Raw genomic sequence first — 19,440 nt, 5'->3', positions numbered from 1 at the left:
AGCACCTATCAAGCGCCGCTTAGTTTCTAGCTCCAACATTAAAATACTAATTAAACTATTACAATTCTATCAAATATTTCTAGAGACTCTTATAGGTAGATTCCCTACTAAAGTTCAGATAATTTCAATTTTTGAGCAAAAATCAAAACAACTTAATTGTTTAAACCCACTTTTTCTCGATTCCAGGGTTAATTGTGCGGAGGTTTTTGAGACGCTTCTCTTACACAGATAAAAAATAACTAAAGAGTTTGCTTCCTAGTTTTCATGTAAAAGTTTAGTAAACTATGATTTTACCGCCTACAGCAGAAAGTCCTAAATAAAACAATCTTAGCAAAGTTTGTAACGGCTAAATAACTTGCCTTAACCTGTCACGGGTAGCCAACACTGAGTGTCTTCACCGGCAGCCTGCGTTGAAGCCAACGGTAAGCGCACGGCTGAAGATAAATTCAGGATTTTTATCCCCTCACCCAGAAGATCGCGTGCGCGGTGCGTTCAGTGCAGCCTTTTCTGTGCAGCCAGAATTGCCGGCGTTTCTCATGAGTGCCTGACACGATCTGGAAGAAATGGGTTGATAATGAAAAGTTGGTTGTTTTAGGAAATCGAATATCAATGGGTCGCGCTAAAAAAGTTGTGCTGGCATATTCGGGTGGAGTCGATACCTCCGTCTGTATTCCCTACCTAAAGCAAGAGTGGGGTGTTGAGGAAGTGATTACCCTGGCTGCTGATCTGGGGCAGGGAGAAGAACTCGGCCCGATTAAAGAAAAAGCACTGAAATCGGGTGCAGCAGAATCTCTTGTGGTAGACGCGACGGAAAGCTTTGTGAAGGACTACGCATTTCCAGCCATTCAGGCGAATGCTCTCTACGAAAATCGCTATCCGCTCTCGACGTCTCTGGCTCGTCCGCTGATTGCTAAGCTATTAGTCGAGGCGGCTGAACAATACGGTGCTGATGCGGTCGCGCATGGTTGCACCGGCAAGGGCAACGACCAAGTCCGCTTTGATGTCTCAATAGCGGCGCTTAATCCTCACTTAAAAGTCCTGGCACCGGCACGGGAATGGGGGATGAGTCGCGAGGAAACCATCGCTTATGGAGAGCGTTGTGGCATTCCTGCGCCGGTGAAAAAATCTTCCCCCTACAGTATTGACCGAAATCTGTTGGGTCGTAGCATTGAAGCCGGCCCGTTGGAAGATCCGTGGACGGAAGCGCTGGAAGAAATCTACCAGATGACGAAAGCGATCGCAGATACTCCTAACGAACCTGAGTATGTTGAAATCGGCTTTGAACGGGGCATTCCCACCAGTCTCAATGGCCAAAATCTGTCGCCGGTGGCGCTGATTTCCCAGCTGAACGAGTTGGCCGGTAATCACGGAGTTGGCCGCATTGATATGGTAGAAAACCGGCTTGTGGGAATCAAGTCGCGGGAAATCTACGAAGTGCCCGCTCTTTGGGTGTTAATTCAAGCACACCGCGATCTGGAAAGCCTGACTTTAACGGCAGATGTCAGCCATTACAAGCGCGGTATTGAAGAAACCTACGGCCAGATGATTTACAACGGTCTGTGGTACAGTCCGCTGAAAGCTGCCTTGGATGCCTTTATTGAAAAGACTCAAGAGCGAGTATCTGGAACGGTGCGAGTCAAGTTGTTTAAAGGCAACGCCGCAATGGTAGGCCGGCAGTCTGACAAGTCTCTCTACAGCCCTGATTTAGCAACTTATGGGGCTGACGACACCTTTGACCATAAAGCAGCCGAAGGCTTTATCTATGTCTGGGGGCTGCCGACTCGCGTTTGGTCACAGAAAACGAGAGGTTAGCAGAAAGAGAGGGGGAGAGGGGGAGAGGGGGAGAGTTGAGACATTTCTTCTACTCTTCCCTAATCCCTAATCCCTCTCTTCCCATTTCTCTAGTCCCTCGTTTCCAGTCGCTTTGCGCGAGATTCTAGCCAAATGGGAACGGCAATCCAAGCTACGACTAAAATTAAAGCCACGATGGCAAATTGAGCGACCCAAGCGACTAACTGATCTAAGGGGACAATTCGGCCCACAAAGAAGGCTAAACTCACCATGACAGCAGCCCAAATGGTTGCACCGGCAGTATTACACAACAAAAATTTTCCGTAGGGCATTTGAGCGATGCCTGCCATCGGGCCGGCAAAAATCCGCAGCAATGCCACAAATCGGCCTAAAAATACGGCTTTAGCAGCATTGTCAATAAATTGGGTTCGGACTTCTTGTAACTGCTCATCTGAGAAGCGAAAAATTTTACCCAGACGCAGCATTAAGGGCCAGCCGCCCCATTTACCGATCCAGTAACCGCAGTTATCACCCAACACAGCCCCGCCGATTGCGCTTGCTAGGACGAACCAGTAATTTAGTTCTCCACTGCCGGCGAGGAAACCACCAACGAGGGTAATTGTTTCACCGGGAAGGGGAATGCCGGCATTTTCTAAGGAAATGCCGAGAAACACTGCCCAGTAGCCGTATTGACGTGCGATTTCCTGGATTGTCTCCAGCGATACAAATTCAAGGGACATTCAACACAGCCTTCTCAAATTTTTAGACTTTTGTCACATCCTCCAGACGGCAACTCGTTTATGTGCCGGTGGAAACCTGTATTCACAGATGGGCGTTTCTGCTTAATCGGAAACGACTTTGAGCCAACCCGTGGGGCTTTTGTGTTTGCCGGTCAAGGTTGGGATAGGTTTAGTCCGAACTGACTAAACTTAGTATGAACTTATTTTAACAAAATCGGAGGATTTCTTAGAAGTTGCGGGTATTTGCCAAAAAGACAGCTTCTGAGCCTTTTTTTGGCTAAGGAAGTTGATTTATCCGCGCTTTTAGGCTTCGGCCCTAGGGCGGGACTAATGGTCGGGCCAAATCCTCTATGGGTTAAGAAAGTGCCGGCAAAGCCTGAAACTGCTGGACTGCCGGCACTTCCTCCCTATTTTTTCTAGAAATCGATTTTCCTGCCTAAATGGCAACTACTAAGCCTTTGGTTGCGTCAAAATCGCAATTACATAACCAACTTTCAGTAAAAAATTCCCCCCTATAAATAGGCTGCCGACTATCTTTTAAGGCTTGCTAAATACTACAAATTTCATAAGCCTGTGCTGTGTGATGCGAATCACAGGATGATTGTGATGGAATACAAACCAACTTCAGGAAACTTATTCCATCCTAATAGCATCACGACAGTATTGCTTTTGAGTTTTTCTCAGCCGGCAATACGCACTTATTTTCTCTACCTACTAGGGTCAAACTAATGAAATCCATATCAGTCAATCAAACTATCCTTCTTCACCCACCAGAACGTTTAGATGCAAGCGGTGGCAGAGCTTTTCAGCAACAGGTTGCCGCAATCTTACCAGAGCAGCATAATCTCTGGGTCATTGATATGAGTTTGGTTGATTTTGTGGATAGTTCAGGCTTATTTGAATTAGTAGCGGGGCTGCGAGCGGCGCGTCAACAGGGATGCCGCCTGGTGATCTGTAACCTGAAAGCGACGGTACGACTGATTTTTGAAATCACCCAGCTTGATAGAGCATTTGAAATTTTTGACAGTTATGATGGGTTTGTGCAAACTTTGGTTCAAGACGCTGCGCCGCTGATAAATATCGGGCTAGTCGCGGCTTAAAGGGTTGAGTTTGAATGGGTGTGTGTGATCTATCAGTCGGTGCATCTTGTACGGGTAAAAAATAGCTAAAGGTTTTGCTTTGAAGAAAGCGACTTTTGAAGTGTCAGTATAAATTTTATCGCTTCATAAATTCTTTAAATTACTTTCAGTGTTTCTACCAATAAGCTAAAAATTTGTCTAAAAAGCGAGAAACACTAGCCATTTTATAGTGTAAATTTCATCGCTTCATCTGCTGAAACGAGAAATCAACGGTTGGGGAGAGAGGGCAGAGCGATTCGTTTTTATTCAAAATGCAGATAAGATGCAGATGAGCCAGAAATAGTTACGTCTAAGATAGGCTGGCCGGCCAAGCAGTACCAGTGGCAGGTAAACAAGTTAGGTTCTTGGACACCAAGACTGGCGAGTGCCGGCGCTGCGGGAAATGGCCAGAGGCGGTCAAAGCAGATCGCGCCTTCTTGAAATCCAAATTGCATTAAATAGGTAGCCGGTGGGGCGTCGAGCGCTCGCACCAATTTGCAGGCGAGTTCGTAGAGTTGCTGACGCCAAGCGTCGGATAGATGCACCGGCTGGCAGTAGGAGAGAGAGGAAGCGGCGGAGAGTGTTGTGGGTTTAGCTGCCGGCAGTTCATCAGTTAAACCGATCACCTCGGCGTAAAGTGGCCCTTTGCCGGTGAGGACAACAGGCAACCAAAAATTACCGGCACCCGTGGCGTATCCCATGCCCTCGACGCGCTGCCGTAACTTTACAATATCGCGGCACACCCGGTAAATTTGCTGAGCTGGAAAAGAAAGTGTGGCCGGCAAATTTAGGGTGAAAGGACACAGCAGCACATCAGATGCCGGTATTGTGTCAAGGGCATCGGCTGTAATCACCCGGACGGTTGGTGCCGGTGAGTGTGGCGAGGCAGAAGTCAATGCAATGGCTTGCTGAAACGCAGAAATCATGGGATCAAGCGCAAAAACTGCCGGCAGAATTTCTCCCGCCGGCTCAGCAGATGCATCGATCACAATCAGAACTTCAGGCATTCCCAAATGAAGGCAGATTTAGCCCTGGGTTACTTCCCGGTGCGAAGCTGGGTAGATCGAGCCGGCCTGTATTTGTACGCTTGCTTCTCACCGCCAGCCGGTAACTCGCGCTTTGCAACTCTGCGTGAAGTTGGCGATTTTCTTTTTGCAGCATGGCCACTTTTTCTTTCACGGGTTCCATGCGTTCAGCAAACTTCTCGCGATACACACTCGGCAGTTCTTGCACCACTTGCTCTAGCATCCGACTGCGATCCGTTAATTCTTGGACAGACTGACGCAGTTGATAAATCTCGGCATCGCGCTCAGCAATTTGCTCTTGGTAAAACGTGACCTGTTGCTCCACACCTTGCAACTGTTCGCGCAAGGCTTGAATTTGGGCTTTGCTGCGCTCAGAAACTTCTGGCTGGGGGGCTACTGTTGTTTTGCCCTTAACGAGCCGGAAAAGCTCCTGAGATAACTGTTGTACAAGTTGGTCGCGCATTTGCAGTTCTTCCCGTAGCTGGGCGTTTTCTGCTTGCAGGGATTGTATGGATTCGGTTTGGCTCACGGTGGCTTGCAGCTCCAAAGAATATGAATGATTATGGCAGGATTGGGAGCCGGCAGTTGCCGACGTCCCACTAATATTTATTTTTAAGCTAATTTACCATCTAGGGCTGAAATTGGCATCTAGCTAGAGTCGGTGTTGTCAGAAAACTTTAGCATGACCGGCTCCAAGAAGGCCGGTTTGGCAGCAAGGTGAGCAGATGTTCTGTGATGGCGTGCCGGCAATCGAGAAGCCGTTAAAATTAATGCGTAGTCTTTGGCAAGCGAGAGAAAGGCACCGCCAAAGAATTTACAAAACCCGAAGCTTTTGCGAATTCTGGAAACTTCTCGCAAAAGTCGAGTTTTTGATATAAACCCCAGATTCCGCAGGTGAAACCCGAATGTGCTTTGCTCCTGATTCAAGTTCCGCCTGCGTCCACAGATAAATACAGATAGTTTTCAAGGGCTTTTAACTTCTGCAAGCGGTTTAACGGCAGATTTTGTTTTCGCCTGTTCACGAGTGAGCTTTAATTTGGCTCAGTAACTTACTTGCTTCTTTCTTTACCTAAAATCGAGTAAATCATCGTGGCTTTTTCTCGGCCCCGAAGTTGAGTGGCCCCAACTGATTGTGCCCGGTAATGCTTGCGAATATATGCATAAGTTTTGCCACTGATTAACAAATTATACGGGTTTTCAGAGGTCACGGTTTTATTCATCGATTCCAAGCGCGATGCCACATTCACCGTATCTCCCACCACAGAATAATTAAGACGCCGGCTGCCTCCCATGCTGCCGGCCATCACAGGGCCGGTGTGAATACCAATGCCAATTTTAATTTGGGGTTTGCCTTCAAATCTTAAGCGCCGGTTGAGCTGTTTTAGCTTTTTGTGCATTGCCATACAAGCATCAATTGCATTTAAGGCATCTTGGCGAATGTCCTCTTCTTCCGTGTGGGCGAAAGGCACCCCAAACACGGCCATGATTGCATCCCCAATGTATTTATCAACAACGCCGCCGCGATCCATAATGCACTCGGTCATCGCGTTTAAATATTCATTAAGCCAGGTAAACAGCTCTCCTGGAGGCATTTTTTCCGAAATAGAAGTAAAGCCACGAATATCCATAAACAAAACCGTTGCCACCTGTTCTTGGGCAAGCAAATGACCGTTGTGAAAAATTTCGGTTTTGCGCTGCCAAATGAGGCTAGCCATTTCTGGAGCCACATATTGTTCAAATAAACTCATTAATAATTGTTTTTCGCGCCGTTCTTGCAGTTTCTCCCAGTGATCGCGCAACTGAACCCCGAAGCCGGCTAGTAGCATTGTCCCCACCGGCGCAGCAGCCGGCATCCAAATTTGAAAGCAGCTTAAAGCACAACAAGCAATGAGCAGCCAAGCGAGTGGCAACCCAACAATTAGCGTCAGCCGGCCTACTACTCCTCTGTGTTCCCACACATAACAGGTTCCCAGTCCAACTGCCAGCAATAACAGCAAAATCAGTTTTTCGTCCAGCGGTTTTAATAAATTTGAGTTGAGCAAATTGTCAATTAAAGCGGCGTGGAGATAAACCCCAGATGTCGGAGAATTTTGATTGAAAGGGGATCTGATCGAATCAATCGCTGTTGCGGTGACACCCACTAATACTAGCTTGCCGGTAAAAGCACGAGAAGGCACTTTTCCTTCTGCTACATCTGCAAACGAATAAGTGGTTAAAGATTGCGCTTTCCCCGGCCAATTTAACCAAACTGTTTGGCGCTTTTTACCGGCTATTGGCTGGGGAAGGTTAATTTTCGATAAGGAAGCCGGTGTCTGCTGGTTGTACACCTGAAGCATTGCCACACCCAGCGCCGGCTTATTTTTCGCGTAAAGTGCTGCGCGCCGGCTGATGCCATCCGGATCGGGACTGTGCCAAATTTGACCGATGCCGGCTGCATTTTTTCTAAATTCTGGTAGAGGTTTGAGCGGTTGTCCTCGCTCATCCCAAGCCATTGAGAGCACCACATTGCCGGTTTGAGAGATTGCACTGGCAAATTCCTCATCCCCTTGACCCTTGTCAACAAACAAGATGTCAAACCCGATCACTGCCGGCTTCGAGGGTTCCAGCACTTGCAATAGTTGGGCATAGCGATCCCGCGACAAGGGAAATCTTTCGTATTTGTCAAAACTTGCATTATCAATGCCAATTACCACAATTTTGTCATTCCAGCCGGGACTGGGCATAAATCCCAACTCTTGCATTTGGAACTTTGCGTTATAACCTAACTGTTCCAGTGGTTGCCACGCACCTAATTGCCACATTCCAATCGAAAGGCCGGCTGCCACTGCACCGGGAATGAACGTGTGAATACCAGCCACAGCTTTCCAGATTTTTTGGCCTTGAAACAGACAACTCCTCAGCAAACTTGAAGCGGATTGGCGCGGGTTGCCTAGCCTCTTGCCAAATATCTGTTTAGAGGCGAGATCGGAGCGATTGCTGGCTTTAGTAGAGTTTTGAGCTATCACACTTGTGCCCATTGAAATTACACCATTAGCGCACGAAGTCCTTACCCAGCCCAGCTGTCCAAATACTGCAACGGAAAAGGTTTTGGCAGTGTCAGGACTTGCGTGCTACTCGCCTAGATTCGACCCAAGAGGCTCACGATCTTCTCTATGCTAGAAAGTGGGAGTGCTTAAATACTTACTTTCAGCAGTCTTAATGGATGGTAGATGCCCCTGACGAATCTAAAACCCCAACATCCACTCTCGTTGAATCAGTGATTATGCACCCAGTGGCACCCTGAATTCAGTAGCGTGGCAATCTAGAGTAAAATACCACCCGTATGTCTAGTTACGCATTCGATCAGGCTCTCTCACATCCCTCTGCTGGGTGAGCTTTCCTTTGCTTTTGTGCAAGGACTGACCGGCAAAGCAAAAACTGCTCAGCCGGCAAAATCTATCTTAAGAAAGATGGCGTAGAGGAGTTTTATAAGAATGAATTTCTAAATTGAGAAGTTGCTGCTTAGGGTGCTGAAGCGGCTTCTAATTCATAAACTTGCTCTTGCCCTAATGGCGTGCGAACCTCTAACCTCAGTATCCGATTTGGTAAGAGGGGGACAATCGTATCGAATTTGCCGTCAGTTCCGGTTTCGAGGGGTTGATTGTTGAGAAACACCAAGTTAAGTGGATCAACTTCACCACTAACTCGGACTTGTTTATTTAGGGTGGCTGGCAAAATTTTTACTTTTAGCTGTACATTCTCCCCGGTGGTTCTGGGGGGTGTTGGGGCTTTTCCCGGAACGACTACAGAAGAAGTGCCGGCATTAAGGAGTACGCTTTGCTGTTGAGCGACGACTTCGACTGTACCGCTACGGATAGAAATGCCGGTTTTCCCAGTCGGGCCAACCGCAACGCCATATTCTGTGCCGCGAGCACCGGCAACCCCGCCTTCCTCATCATCATCGTTCCCTCTAAAAGCAATATCAAAGCGGGAGTCGGGATTAACAAAAGGTCGAAGTCGCGCCGCTGACTGCCCTCGATTGGTGAACACTCTGGTGATTTTCGCACCGTTGGGAAGAATATCTAAATTTTGGATTTGCAGATTGCTCAGTTCTGAGACAGTAATTGTCCCAATACCATCATCCACAACCAAAGTAGCGCTAGAATTGCTGCCGGTGCTGAGATTCTCGCCTTCTGCCAGCCTATCCCCGACTCTAGCCGGTTGTCCTTGGTAAGTCACTTCGCCCTGAACTCGGCGAATTTGCACCCAACGTTCAGCTTCTTTATTCGCCATTGGGGGGCGTTGTGCGACGCTAGAAGAGAAACTGACAAACCAACCACAGAGCACTAGCGAAAGTCCTGTGATCTGCGTGGGAGTGAGAAGTCGCTTCATAACACGCCAAAATGAGAGAAGGCAAAGCCCATGTATAGCCTACTCGGAGACAATAGAAGTTCCACTACTGCTTTGGTATGATTTTTCATTTGTTACACATTGACTTTTGCAAAACTGTTGCAGCTTGCCGGTCATGGCTGCGTCCTTTCGCCGGCTGCTTGCTTGCTTTACTGATTATTCTCGGCAGCGGGTTGTGGGTGGGAACACCGGCAGCTCAAGCGGGGATCAATGATGACCGATTTGATGGTAATATCTACGCCCTTTATGGCGGGAATGGCTCTTTAGTGCCGCCGAAGGTTAAGTTGGCAGATTCCCTGAAGCAAGGCAAGCCGGCACTGCTGGTATTTTTTGTAGATGACAGCAGCGATTGCAAGCAATTTGCGGCGGTCGTATCGGGACTTCAATCTTACTACGGGCGAAGTACAGATTTTCTTCCCCTAAATGTGGATGCGTTGCCGGTGAAATCTACCTATGACAAGACAGAACCGGGTTATTACTACCACGGGGTCGTTCCAGAAACGGTTTTAATTGACCAGTCTGGCAAAGTCGTTTTAGATGCCAAAGGACAAGTGGCATTTGAGAAAGTAGACGATGCTTTCCGGGAGGTATTTGATTTGGTGCCGCGTGCAAAATCCGTTGAGCTAATGAAGCGCCGCTCGTTTAACGAGTATAGCTCTGAGGTGAGTAAGTAAGCACGAAAGCTTAGAAATTGCCACCGGCAACTGATTGATTCGAGAGAATTGAGAACTGTGTAAATTTTCAATTCTTAATTCTCTCCCCCTCTTCTGTTGTAGAGGTTAAACTATGGGAAACTGCGACCTGATAGGGTTCAGATGAGCAAGGTTTACAGCACACAAGAGCTAATCAACATCTTGGCTGATGAGCGTCGCGCCTGTCTCAATGGCCAGCGGTTAAACCTGGCTGCGAAAACTTCTGGGGTCAATCCGTTAATCGATAAGTTTCTGAAACCGGATGGGGTGCAAAAGTTCACCGCCTATCAAGACTTTAAAGCCACTGTTCACCGCTACCAGCGGGAACACCGCGTCTCAGGCATTGTCTGGCGCTATCTCACCGTTAAGGGCAAGACTTTATCTTATCCAGAAGTAGACGACCAATTGATTGCACTGGCAAGCGATGTGGAGGTGCTGAAGGCGGCGAAGCATTCAATTTTAACCTTCTGGCGGGAAGTGACGGAGGGGATGGATTTATATTTAAGTGTGAACGCCGGCAAAGATCATCGGCAGATCCAGCCGGCTGATGTGGAAACGCTGGCGCAGCGGACAGAATGGGCCGGTCTGTGTAAGTGGGAAAACAGTAACTTTTTAGAAATTATTTTGCAGCTAGGCTGGGGACAGCCAGAGGAAGCTTCTTACCGGCGCGGATGGCCGGTTTCAGGCAGTGAGTCTATCCATGCGGTGAATCCCGGTAGCCGGCCTATTTGCTAAATCAGCCAGTTGCCTTTCCCAATTACGGCTGCAATAGCGGCAAGAAAGCACTGGCAAAGATCGCAGCCTGGGTGCGATCTCGCAAACTCAACTGACTCAAAATACTGGTGATATGATTTTTGACGGTTCGCTCTGCAATATAAAGCGCTTCCGCAATTTCGCGATTACTGGCTCCTGCAACTATTAAACATAACACCTCGCGCTCTCGCACCGTCAATCCTGCTAATGCCGGTGGAAGACAAGTCGGTTGCGGTGGCATTGAGGGAGATGGAGAGGCGATTGCTTTTTCTAACAAGCCGGGACCCATTTGCGTGTAGCCTTTATGAACGGCTCGAATTGCCTCTGCCAAGTCGTCGGAATCCGTGTCTTTGAGCAGATAGCCTCTAGCACCTAATCGCATTGCCTGCGAGACATAATCATCATTATCAAAAGTTGTGAGTACCAACACTTTTGTTTTGCTAAATTGCCGGCAAATCAACTGCGTCGCGGCAACACCATCCATCACCGGCATCCGGACATCCATCAAAACAACATCAGGTTGCAGCGTTTCAACTTGTGCGATCGCCTGTTCACCATTTTCTGCTTCGCCGGCAACTTCTAAGTCGGGTTTGGCTTCTAACAAACTCTTCAAACCTTGACGAATAATCATCTGATCGTCAACCAGCAATAGGCGGATTTTGGCATCTGTCATAGGGCTAATTTAGGTAACGGAATTGATACAGTAATTCGGCAGCCTTTTGTCGGTTGGCTTGCTAAGAAAAACTGTCCGCCTAAAGCCGCCGTTCGTTCCCGCATTCCCTGAAGTCCAAAGCCGGTTGTATTTTGCTCTGGATTGAAACCTCGCCCATTATCGTCAATTTGGAGATGAATCACCCCGGCGATCTCCTGAATGTGAATTGTGATGGCTGTGGCATTGCTATGCTTAAAAATGTTGGTGAGCGACTCCTGAATGATGCGGTAAAGTGTTGTGCTGATTTCGTTAGGAATTGCTTGCGGTAGGTAAATCCGACACTGGGGAACAATGCCGGTTGTCTGGCGAAACTCGCTAACTGCTTTGAGAAGTGCCGCTTCTAAGGATTGTCCTTGCAAAACATCAGAACGAAGTGTGGAAACTGAACGTCGCACCTCTTGCAATGCTGTCGAACCTAACTGTTTTGCTTCCCGCAAAAATGAAGCAGTCTTCTCTGCGCCTGCCGGCAAAAATAATAAGGCATTTTCTAACTGAATACTTTGGGCAATTAAAGCGTGTCCCAATGCATCATGAATTTCGCGAGCAATTCGATTGCGTTCTTGCAGCGTTGCCTGGTCTTCTATTCGTAAGGCATACTGGCGTAATTGGGCATTTGCTAGCAGTATTTTCTCCCGGCTTTGACGTTCGGCAAGCAAAGCATTTACTAATAGCAAGATAAATAGAAGCGTAAGACCAAAAGAGACTGCCGTATTCAGTTTGAGGGTAAGAATCGTATTAGCAATGTAGTCTGGCACTGGGCCATGTTTCATCGAACGCACTGCCGGCACTCGTATAAACAACGTTAGGAGGAAGGCAGTAAACACCAGTCCTGCCACAATTAAGCGCCCAACCTGCTGAAAAATCAAACAACTGCGAATCGCAATAATCAAGCCCAACAGCGGGAAAAATCCGGTTCGGCTATCTAGCAGTAAAGTTAAAAACAGTAATCCAAATTCCAACCCTGTATAAAGCACTTTGTCACGAGTTTTCTCTGTTGGCAGCTTTAAACCCATTAAACCAAAGCAAATTAAGGTGAGAATTGATAACGATAGCGTCGTCTCATTTATTCCAAACCGGGTTGGTCGAATCTGTCCTAGCAGTGTGATCCCCAGCAGAATCCATTCCAGATAAAGCATGAGGCGAAAGGAATGTTTGAAAAAGGGTGATTGACGGTGCATAGTAAGGAAGGAAAAATAACTGGCGTTGCTGAATCAAGGTATGAATACTGCCGGAACGGGAACATCCTGAAATTTTAGGTAATGTATTAATAATTTAATAGAGTGCCTGAGCATTTCCGCGCACTTAGAATAACAAAGACTCTTGCGGTGTAGTCTTGCCAGATAATGTCTCAACCTCGTATTTTCCCCTTCTACTCGTGTCATATAAGTCTTGCTGATGATGTGAGCTTCATCAGGAATAAACATCGGATAGACTGGCCATCTATCCGTGACATAAAAATAGCATTTCCAGGCACTTACCCTGTCCCACAACGATTCAAACGTCTCGGAACTATGATCTCCTAATACCTATCCTAAAATTCCTGACCGAAAGTGGTCAACGGCTGTCCACAGCCAGATTTTGTGTTTTTTTTAACATAAGTCTGTAATTCATCAAGCTCACCGACTTCTGGCATGACTTCGGGGTTATAAGCATCTGGTAATAGTTTTCCCACAAGTCTTACCCAAGTTATTAGGGTGCTGTGATGAACTCCCTTAATTCGCTCTATAGCCCGAAAACCCATACCATTGACGTACATTTTTAGGCATTCCCGTTTCACAGTCTCACTGTAACCTCGGTGGCACTCATAATCATCAATAAATTGACGGCCACATTTGACACAAATGTGGTTCTGTTTTCCTTTTTTCTTCCCGTTTTTACGGATATGGGTTGATTTGCACTCAGGACATTGCATGGTGATTCCCTCTATTCATACTCTAATTATGCAACGCCAAGTTTTTAAGCTTAACTTTTTAGCCCTTCATATATATAGCAATACTCCAGGAGTTCGGTACGGGAAAAACCGCGATCATTTTATGGCAAACCCTTTCGTCGGTTATGGCGTAAACTGAGAATAGTTTCTTTTATTGCGGAGCGATCGTCTTCGAGGGCTTCGCTAACGCACGACTTATGCTACTTGCCTATCCCAAAATTCCAGATAGTAGAAATTGCCCTAACGAACAATGTGTAGCTTTTGAGAAGTACGATGGCACTAATTTGCATTGGGTTTGGGAAGTTGAACTTGGTTGGTATGCTTTTGGTACGCGCCGCAGTAGATTTGATTTGGATGAGATGGGAATTGCAGAATTTAATGCTGCACATCCAGGTTTAGAAGAAGCACCGGAAATATTTAAAAGAGACTTTGCTAGTCCCTTAGAGTCTATATTTCGAGAGAACGAACTGTATCACTGCCCTGAAATTACTGTGTTTACAGAGTTTTTTGGTGCTAACTCGTTTGCGGGGAAGCACAAAAAGGACGATCGCAAACAACTGGTGCTTTTTGATGTGGAAACTGAGGGCGGTATGGTTGTTCCCGATCGGTTTATTCAGGATTTTGGTAAATTAAATATTGCGCGAGTGATTTATCGCGGCAAACTGACGGGCAAGTTTATGGATGATCTTCGCAAGGGGAAATACGGTGTAGATGAAGGTGTTGTGTGCAAGGGAGGCCGCAATTCTAATAATCTGTGGATGGTGAAGATTAAGACTGATGCGTATATGCAGAGATTGCAGCAAGCTTTTAAGGATGATTGGGAAAATTACTGGGAGTAATATCAAATCTGAAGGCTAACTTTTTTCATGAATCGATCGAGTAGTGCGATCGCTGAAACCTCCTCTTTTGCTCCCCCTTTACCAGAACTGTTGACAAAAAACCTATCTTGTGCAGAGATGGCAGTGCTGAAGGTGCAGAGCGATCAGGTGAATGTCCGGGTGGCGGCTGAGGTGGCTGATTACCTGTACCGGATGGCTGCGGGCAATCTCAAACGGTTTGTTACCTATTTTGGCTTGGAGAGTAGGATGGCGCGATCGCTCTACATCACCCAACAGTAGCTACTGGCGGCGTTGGAATCTTGTAAAGAGTTCTAGTTTTACTTTATTCCTGGTCAGCCTCAAGGGTTTTCTTGGATTTATGGGGAAAATCTATTTTGGGGACATATAGCGTCGGGCATGGCGAATGCTAAAGCCTGTAAGGCTTTGGATTCATTAATCAGTCAGGGTTATCACCATAACTCAAAGAGAGCCGACTCAACTGATATCTACCTGCTAGAATATAGAATAGTTTTACACCAATTATAATCTAGACAGCCGCTTTTCGGAAGTTAGGACGTTAAAAATCCAAACACTTGGAGGCTGCTTAGAAACAGTAATAATTTAATACTGGATACTGTTATACAGTATTTACCCGGCAATTTGAATTGCTCAAATTTTAATTAACAATAAAAAGATATGGAAAAAGATGCGGTAGACTTACGTCAGCAATTCGAGGTTCTGGCACAAAATTTTTCTCAACTCAGTGAGCAGCTATCCCAAGGAAATCAAGATATACAAAATTACGATATTTTCCAATATAAAAAACAGATTGAATCCCTGGGAATCTGTTGCATTAAGTTTCAAGAGTTACGAAATAAAGTGTTTGATGCGGCTAGCTGTCTACCAATTTTCCTAACTAAAACGCTTGACGAAATAGTTGCTCTCAACGATATTAATATTTTGCTTCAGGAACTTCAAGAGGCAGAAAATGAGAGAGTACGCAAAAATGCCTTGCAGGTTCTAGACCGCATTCTTGCCATTATTAAACGCGATCGCGTCGATTTTCCCGCTCTACAGGAATGTCAGCAGCAGGCTAGCGAACTTCGCCATACCATTGCTAATGATTCTAAATGTATAGATTGGCGTGAGGATATCGAATCCTTGGCTTTAGGAAAGCATCCATTGGCAGCATTGCTTGAGCTGGTTGAACGCAGGGAGACTTCGGCCTACATAGATTTGGCTAACCTACAAAAAGTCGTCAAAGAATCATTTCCCAAATCCGGGGAAGAACTATCTGTGGCAGCATTGATGGGACATCTGTGCATTTCAGAGGAATTACTGCGAGAAAGCCCTGCAATTACTACTGCCGAATGTAATAAAACTCCCTCTATGAGAGAATTAAGCGAAGTTGCGGCAACTTCTAGTATAGAAAAACTTCCTGGTGGAGTTAGTGTTCAAGTACCTTCTGAAGAAAACGTAATAACTGAAGATGAGTTAATACTGCCAACAGCGATCAAAAAAGCTAGCAACTCCGAGCAAGTTTCAACTCAGACCGCATCCCAAAAGTCACCTGAAGATACAGGCGAACTAATAGGAACAATTGAAAAAAGCACAGATGAGTTTAGCGTATCAGTAACAGAATGTGAAGCTAAACCTATTTCTTTGGAAGTGGTTCAAGACAGCACGCCTGTTGAGGCTTTACCAGTTACCAGTGGAGAGAACCATAACGATACACAGGGAGACACACCACAGCCTAATGAATTGCTAGTTCAAGACACTGATGAGCCAAATAACAGTCTTTTACAGGGACGGTATCAGCTAAACCATAACCTAAATGCTATCGATGGTAGCGAATCTTGGTTAGGTCAAGATGAAGATTGTTCTGACTACTTGATTAACCTACAGCGCTATCCAGAAAAACAGCCAAATGAGGTTTTACGCCGTATTTGGGATAACCAGCTACGCACCTTATACCGTTTGAGTAGTTCCCCAGGCGCTGAAGAATCTATTCTCACTCTGTACGATGCTGGCATAGATCGCGATTGCCGAGCCTTTGTAATGGTGCTTAACAGTGACTGTAACGGTTATGAAACCTTAGCTACAGCATTTACTAATCGGCAAGATCCCCGGTGGCAAAAATGCAATTGGTTACAGATTAATCAGATAAAGAAAGCCGAAGTTCGCCAACAAATATGGCAGGGACTTCGCCAAATAGCTACGGGAATTGAATTACTTCACAGACAGCAGGTTATTCATCGGAATATCTGCGCGGAAAATATCTACTTTGCTGAGAACCAAGGGCCAGACTCTTGGCGGCTTGGCGGCTTTGAATGGAGCGTTCGTTTAGGTAATGCGTCACATAATTCACCCGTTCAAAGTTGGAACACTCCGCCAGAGTTTTCTGATGAGGAGGCGATTGGCTATACTTTCGATACTGACTGGTATGCCTTCGGTATGCTGGCAGCTCGGTGTTTTTATAAATACTCAGAAGAGCAAGATAAGTCCTCTCCAAACGAACCGTACGATCAAGTCTTGCAAAGGCTGGAAGACAACTATAGTAATTTATCATCTGTCGAGGTTGCTTTGATTCAACAACTGATTACCTCTCGACCTGAAGAGCGTCTGAGGTTTAGTACAGAAATTATTCGAGAACTCGACGAAATTATAAATAAGCTGAACATTGGCATCGGCATCATTGGCGGTGGGAAGAAACAGCCACTTAAGTTGGCATTCAATCCAAAAAACGAAAAAATTAGCGATACTGCACGCCAAGGAGGTTTTGTTCCCAATCCAAGTAAACCAGATGAAGATTATAATTTTAATAACTCGTCACATATAAGTCGACTAAAAAATTTTCTTAGAGAAAATCTGGAGAGTGCCAAGCTGTATCCCATGCGTGGAAAAACTACTTATGTGTTGGCTGGACAACGAATTACTCTTTTGATAGACCAGTTTCAAAAACAACCTGGTCAGCCAGGTACTTGGGATATTGCTTTTGCTTACGATCCTGGCGAACTACGAGGTAATGAAGATGAAAATTTTAAAGAATTGAGAGATATTCCTATTGAAGTTATAATAATTAGCGAAGCAAAAAAAAATCCAACGACAAACGCTAAAAGTCAGAGTTGGAAAGCTTTCCTACCTCAAATTGATGAGAAAAAAGCTCTGCGCGAACCTCTAGCAAAATTCCGAGAGTTTCTACAATGTACTAATCAATTAGAACTTCTGATGCGGGATGCAGAAATTTTTGCTTATCGCATCAAGGATAAAAAAATAGAAGGTACAGATGAGCTTATTTACATTGAAGAAAGAGAACGCGATCACCCAGTATCTTCATTCTGCCAGATTAGAGGAGGAATGCTGGAATTCCTTCAACGAGAGTTTGACTCTGGGAGAAAAGATTGCAAACTCTTCCTACTAACTGACGACAATTCCCTGACTATTGATGGAGGAAGGCAAAAGAACGAAGCCTGGGAATTTGTTCGGATTAATCGCGAACAGAAGTATGCAGAACTGCGACGTGCTACCTCTGATGGAGTACCCCAAAACCCAGCACCAGAATCAGGCTACTTGCGTAGTTGGAATCTTTTTGCTCAAATCAAGGTGATCCAGCGCCGCAAAGATGCTATTGACCGCTTAGAGGATCACTCATATTTACTACAGGCACTCGCAACTCCAAGGCCAATGGATACTAAGTGGATACCACCGCTGGATCGATTAGACACTACTGGCCTAGACAGATCCAAAAAAGCAGCGATTCAAGATATCCTACGAGTACGCCCAATCTACACCCTTCAAGGGCCTCCCGGTACTGGTAAGACTACCCTTGTAGCTCATTTGCTGCGAGAAATTATCGATGAAGATCCAGTCGCACAGGTTCTAGTAACTGCTCAGGCTCACTCCGCTGTAGATGTTCTCAGGGACAAGGTATGGAACGAGGCTTTTCGCGATGTGGATAATGCCCAAAAACCAATTGCTGTTCGTCTTGGGGTAGGAGACGATGCTGAAGGCAATGTTGAAGGCACTGTAGAACAAGTTAGCCGAGATTTGCTCCAAAAAACCTTTAATCAGTTATCCGAATTCTCCTCGCCTTCTGCAATTCAACAAGAGTGGTCTGAAATCCTCGAACAAATGCTCCATGCTCAATCCTCAGCATCAGAACCTGCACTTGCTGAGTTTCAAGAACTTGTCAAACGTGGAGCTAACATCGCCTACTGTACTACCACCGCTGGAGACTTAGAAGAATTGGCAAATAGCAACCAGTCCTTTGACTGGTCAATCGTAGAAGAAGCAGGAAAAGCACATGGCTTTGAGCTTGCGCTACCACTTCAGGCTGGTCATCGCTGGATGCTTCTGGGAGATCACAAACAACTACCGCCATATCGTTACACTGATTACCTTAAATGTCTTACAAACTTAGACCAAGTAGTTAACAATCTGGACAAACTGCCACGTCGCGATCGAAGTTTGCTAGACAACGATTGGCTGCGAAATTGGAAAGACAAAGAAGCTCAAGCTAAAAATGATTTCATCAAATATGCGGAACACAGGCTGACCACTTTTGAGTACCTGTTTGAAAATTTACGCGATTTAGCTTATGGACAGCAAAAAATAACCACTACTGAGTCAGAAGGAGCAGCGGCGGGCAGGCTATCTATGCAGTATCGAATGCACCCGACTATTGGCGACTTAATTTTCAGAACTTTTTACAATGAGGATAAGTTATACGACGAAGAAAATACTTACAATCAACCTGTCACAAATGACGAAGGAAATCCAGAATTAAGAGTTTGCCATCCCTTCATAGAGCCTGGGAATATAAAAGACAAAGCAGTAGTTTGGATTGATATCCCTTGGTATGGTGATGAACCTGAATATGAAGAAGAGGGAGAGAATAAAGCTAAGCCACGTTACACTAATCCCTTTGAAGTTGAAGCAGTCAAAGAATTTTTGAGCAAACTTCGCTATGATAAAGCTCCCGATCAAGCGTTAAAAGTTGCTGTACTTTCTCCATACGCTCAGCAAGTTGCTCTGTTAAGGAAGGAGTTGGATAAACTTGAATTACCTCCTAAAATAGTTCGGAAAGAAAACCTCCGTGCTAGAAAAGGGAAGAATAACCAACCGCCACTTGTACATACAGTAGATTCTTTCCAAGGTAATGAAGCAGACATTGTTATTATTAGCTTGGTTCGGAACAATCATATATTATCAGAAGACAAATTTCCTGACGGAATGGGCTTTCTTAAGGAAGCGAAACGTCTAAATGTGCTCCTGTCTCGTGCGGAGAAGCTATTAGTGCTAGTAGGAAGTTGGAAGTTTTTTGAGCGGCATTTAGAAGATATTAATATCGAGGATCGCCATAACTCTCTTTGGGAATGGAAAAACATCTTTCAGATGTTAAATGAGGGATTTACCAGCGGTCTTGCTCTCAAAATTCCATACAGGCAAATAGTTAAATGCAAAGAGGTTTAA

General features: G+C 45.7%; 18 protein-coding genes and 1 pseudogene. 10 read left to right on the top strand and 9 right to left on the bottom strand.

All coding sequences use genetic code 11. From position 1 onward, the window contains the following. Positions 1 to 410: 410 nt before the first annotated feature. Positions 411 to 548, top strand: a complete 138-nt coding sequence (locus tag H6F73_RS17275; RefSeq protein WP_190760006.1) for a hypothetical protein — start codon at positions 411 to 413, stop codon at positions 546 to 548. 61 nt (positions 549 to 609) lie between these two features. Beyond that, positions 610 to 1,812, top strand: a complete 1,203-nt coding sequence (locus tag H6F73_RS17270; RefSeq protein WP_190760061.1) for an argininosuccinate synthase — start codon at positions 610 to 612, stop codon at positions 1,810 to 1,812. 89 nt (positions 1,813 to 1,901) lie between these two features. Here the strand turns inward: H6F73_RS17270 and H6F73_RS17265 are convergent, their stop codons facing one another. Beyond that, positions 1,902 to 2,531, bottom strand: a complete 630-nt coding sequence (locus H6F73_RS17265; protein WP_190760005.1) for a DedA family protein — start codon at positions 2,529 to 2,531, stop codon at positions 1,902 to 1,904. A 30-nt stretch (positions 2,532 to 2,561) separates the two neighbouring features. Between H6F73_RS17265 and H6F73_RS17260 the strand changes: the two genes are divergently transcribed. The 3 genes from H6F73_RS17260 (at position 2,562) to H6F73_RS17250 (ending at position 3,631) form a co-directional block, all read left to right on the top strand. Further along, positions 2,562 to 2,714, top strand: coding sequence for a hypothetical protein (locus tag H6F73_RS17260; RefSeq protein WP_190760004.1), 153 nt, complete (start codon positions 2,562 to 2,564; stop codon positions 2,712 to 2,714). A 90-nt stretch (positions 2,715 to 2,804) separates the two neighbouring features. After that, positions 2,805 to 2,951, top strand: a complete 147-nt coding sequence (locus H6F73_RS17255; RefSeq protein ID WP_190760003.1) for a hypothetical protein — start codon at positions 2,805 to 2,807, stop codon at positions 2,949 to 2,951. Between the two features lie 308 nt (positions 2,952 to 3,259). Continuing rightward, on the top strand, positions 3,260 to 3,631 hold the full coding sequence (locus H6F73_RS17250; RefSeq protein WP_190760002.1) for an STAS domain-containing protein: 372 nt from the start codon (positions 3,260 to 3,262) through the stop codon (positions 3,629 to 3,631). A gap of 281 nt (positions 3,632 to 3,912) precedes the next feature. On the opposite strand, the gene H6F73_RS17245 is transcribed toward H6F73_RS17250, so the two are convergent. The 5 genes from H6F73_RS17245 to H6F73_RS17225 form a co-directional block, all read right to left on the bottom strand. Then, positions 3,913 to 4,638, bottom strand: coding sequence for a hypothetical protein (locus H6F73_RS17245; protein ID WP_347239558.1), 726 nt, complete (start codon positions 4,636 to 4,638; stop codon positions 3,913 to 3,915). A 10-nt stretch (positions 4,639 to 4,648) separates the two neighbouring features. Continuing rightward, positions 4,649 to 5,203 carry an Npun_F5560 family protein gene (locus tag H6F73_RS17240; protein WP_190760000.1) on the bottom strand — a complete coding sequence of 185 codons (555 nt, stop codon included), beginning with the start codon at positions 5,201 to 5,203 and terminating at the stop codon, positions 4,649 to 4,651. Positions 5,204 to 5,322: 119 nt separating this feature from the next. Beyond that, positions 5,323 to 5,601 carry a hypothetical protein gene (locus tag H6F73_RS17235; protein ID WP_190759999.1) on the bottom strand — a complete coding sequence of 93 codons (279 nt, stop codon included), beginning with the start codon at positions 5,599 to 5,601 and terminating at the stop codon, positions 5,323 to 5,325. Positions 5,602 to 5,723: 122 nt separating this feature from the next. Beyond that, positions 5,724 to 7,532, bottom strand: a complete 1,809-nt coding sequence (locus tag H6F73_RS17230) for an adenylate/guanylate cyclase domain-containing protein (RefSeq protein ID WP_199330633.1) — start codon at positions 7,530 to 7,532, stop codon at positions 5,724 to 5,726. 643 nt (positions 7,533 to 8,175) lie between these two features. After that, a complete protein-coding gene (locus H6F73_RS17225; RefSeq protein WP_190759998.1) occupies positions 8,176 to 9,045 on the bottom strand; it encodes an iron dicitrate transport regulator FecR in 870 nt (289 codons plus the stop codon). Between the two features lie 77 nt (positions 9,046 to 9,122). Between H6F73_RS17225 and H6F73_RS17220 the strand changes: the two genes are divergently transcribed. Further along, the gene (locus H6F73_RS17220; protein WP_190759997.1) at positions 9,123 to 9,737 is read left to right on the top strand and encodes a thylakoid membrane photosystem I accumulation factor; all 615 of its coding nucleotides are present in this window, start codon (positions 9,123 to 9,125) and stop codon (positions 9,735 to 9,737) included. A gap of 141 nt (positions 9,738 to 9,878) precedes the next feature. Then, positions 9,879 to 10,490: a hypothetical protein gene (locus tag H6F73_RS17215; RefSeq protein ID WP_190759996.1), complete on the top strand. Its 612-nt coding sequence runs from the start codon at positions 9,879 to 9,881 to the stop codon at positions 10,488 to 10,490. A gap of 22 nt (positions 10,491 to 10,512) precedes the next feature. Here the strand turns inward: H6F73_RS17215 and H6F73_RS17210 are convergent, their stop codons facing one another. The 3 genes and pseudogenes from H6F73_RS17210 to H6F73_RS17200 form a co-directional block, all read right to left on the bottom strand. Beyond that, the gene (locus H6F73_RS17210) at positions 10,513 to 11,181 is read right to left on the bottom strand and encodes a response regulator transcription factor (protein WP_190759995.1); all 669 of its coding nucleotides are present in this window, start codon (positions 11,179 to 11,181) and stop codon (positions 10,513 to 10,515) included. Continuing rightward, positions 11,178 to 12,356 (bottom strand): sensor histidine kinase, encoded by a 1,179-nt coding sequence (locus H6F73_RS17205; RefSeq protein WP_242072518.1) that lies wholly within the window; start codon positions 12,354 to 12,356, stop codon positions 11,178 to 11,180. The genes H6F73_RS17210 and H6F73_RS17205 overlap by 4 nt, the downstream gene beginning before the upstream one ends. Positions 12,357 to 12,431: 75 nt before the next feature. Then, a pseudogene (locus tag H6F73_RS17200) lies at positions 12,432 to 13,132 on the bottom strand (IS1 family transposase). A 215-nt stretch (positions 13,133 to 13,347) separates the two neighbouring features. Between H6F73_RS17200 and H6F73_RS17195 the strand changes: the two are divergent. The 3 genes from H6F73_RS17195 (at position 13,348) to H6F73_RS17185 (ending at position 19,440) form a co-directional block, all read left to right on the top strand. Then, on the top strand, positions 13,348 to 13,989 hold the full coding sequence (locus tag H6F73_RS17195) for an RNA ligase family protein (RefSeq protein ID WP_190759993.1): 642 nt from the start codon (positions 13,348 to 13,350) through the stop codon (positions 13,987 to 13,989). 27 nt (positions 13,990 to 14,016) lie between these two features. Then, positions 14,017 to 14,268, top strand: a complete 252-nt coding sequence (locus H6F73_RS17190) for a hypothetical protein (protein WP_242072517.1) — start codon at positions 14,017 to 14,019, stop codon at positions 14,266 to 14,268. 396 nt (positions 14,269 to 14,664) lie between these two features. Next, positions 14,665 to 19,440 carry an AAA domain-containing protein gene (locus H6F73_RS17185; RefSeq protein WP_190759992.1) on the top strand — a complete coding sequence of 1,592 codons (4,776 nt, stop codon included), beginning with the start codon at positions 14,665 to 14,667 and terminating at the stop codon, positions 19,438 to 19,440.

Source organism: Microcoleus sp. FACHB-68 (genome assembly GCF_014695715.1).
Taxonomy (GTDB): Bacteria; Cyanobacteriota; Cyanobacteriia; order Cyanobacteriales; family Oscillatoriaceae; genus FACHB-68.
The sequence above is the reverse complement of the archived record's forward strand: the minus strand, read 5'-3'. Positions and strand labels throughout refer to the sequence as shown.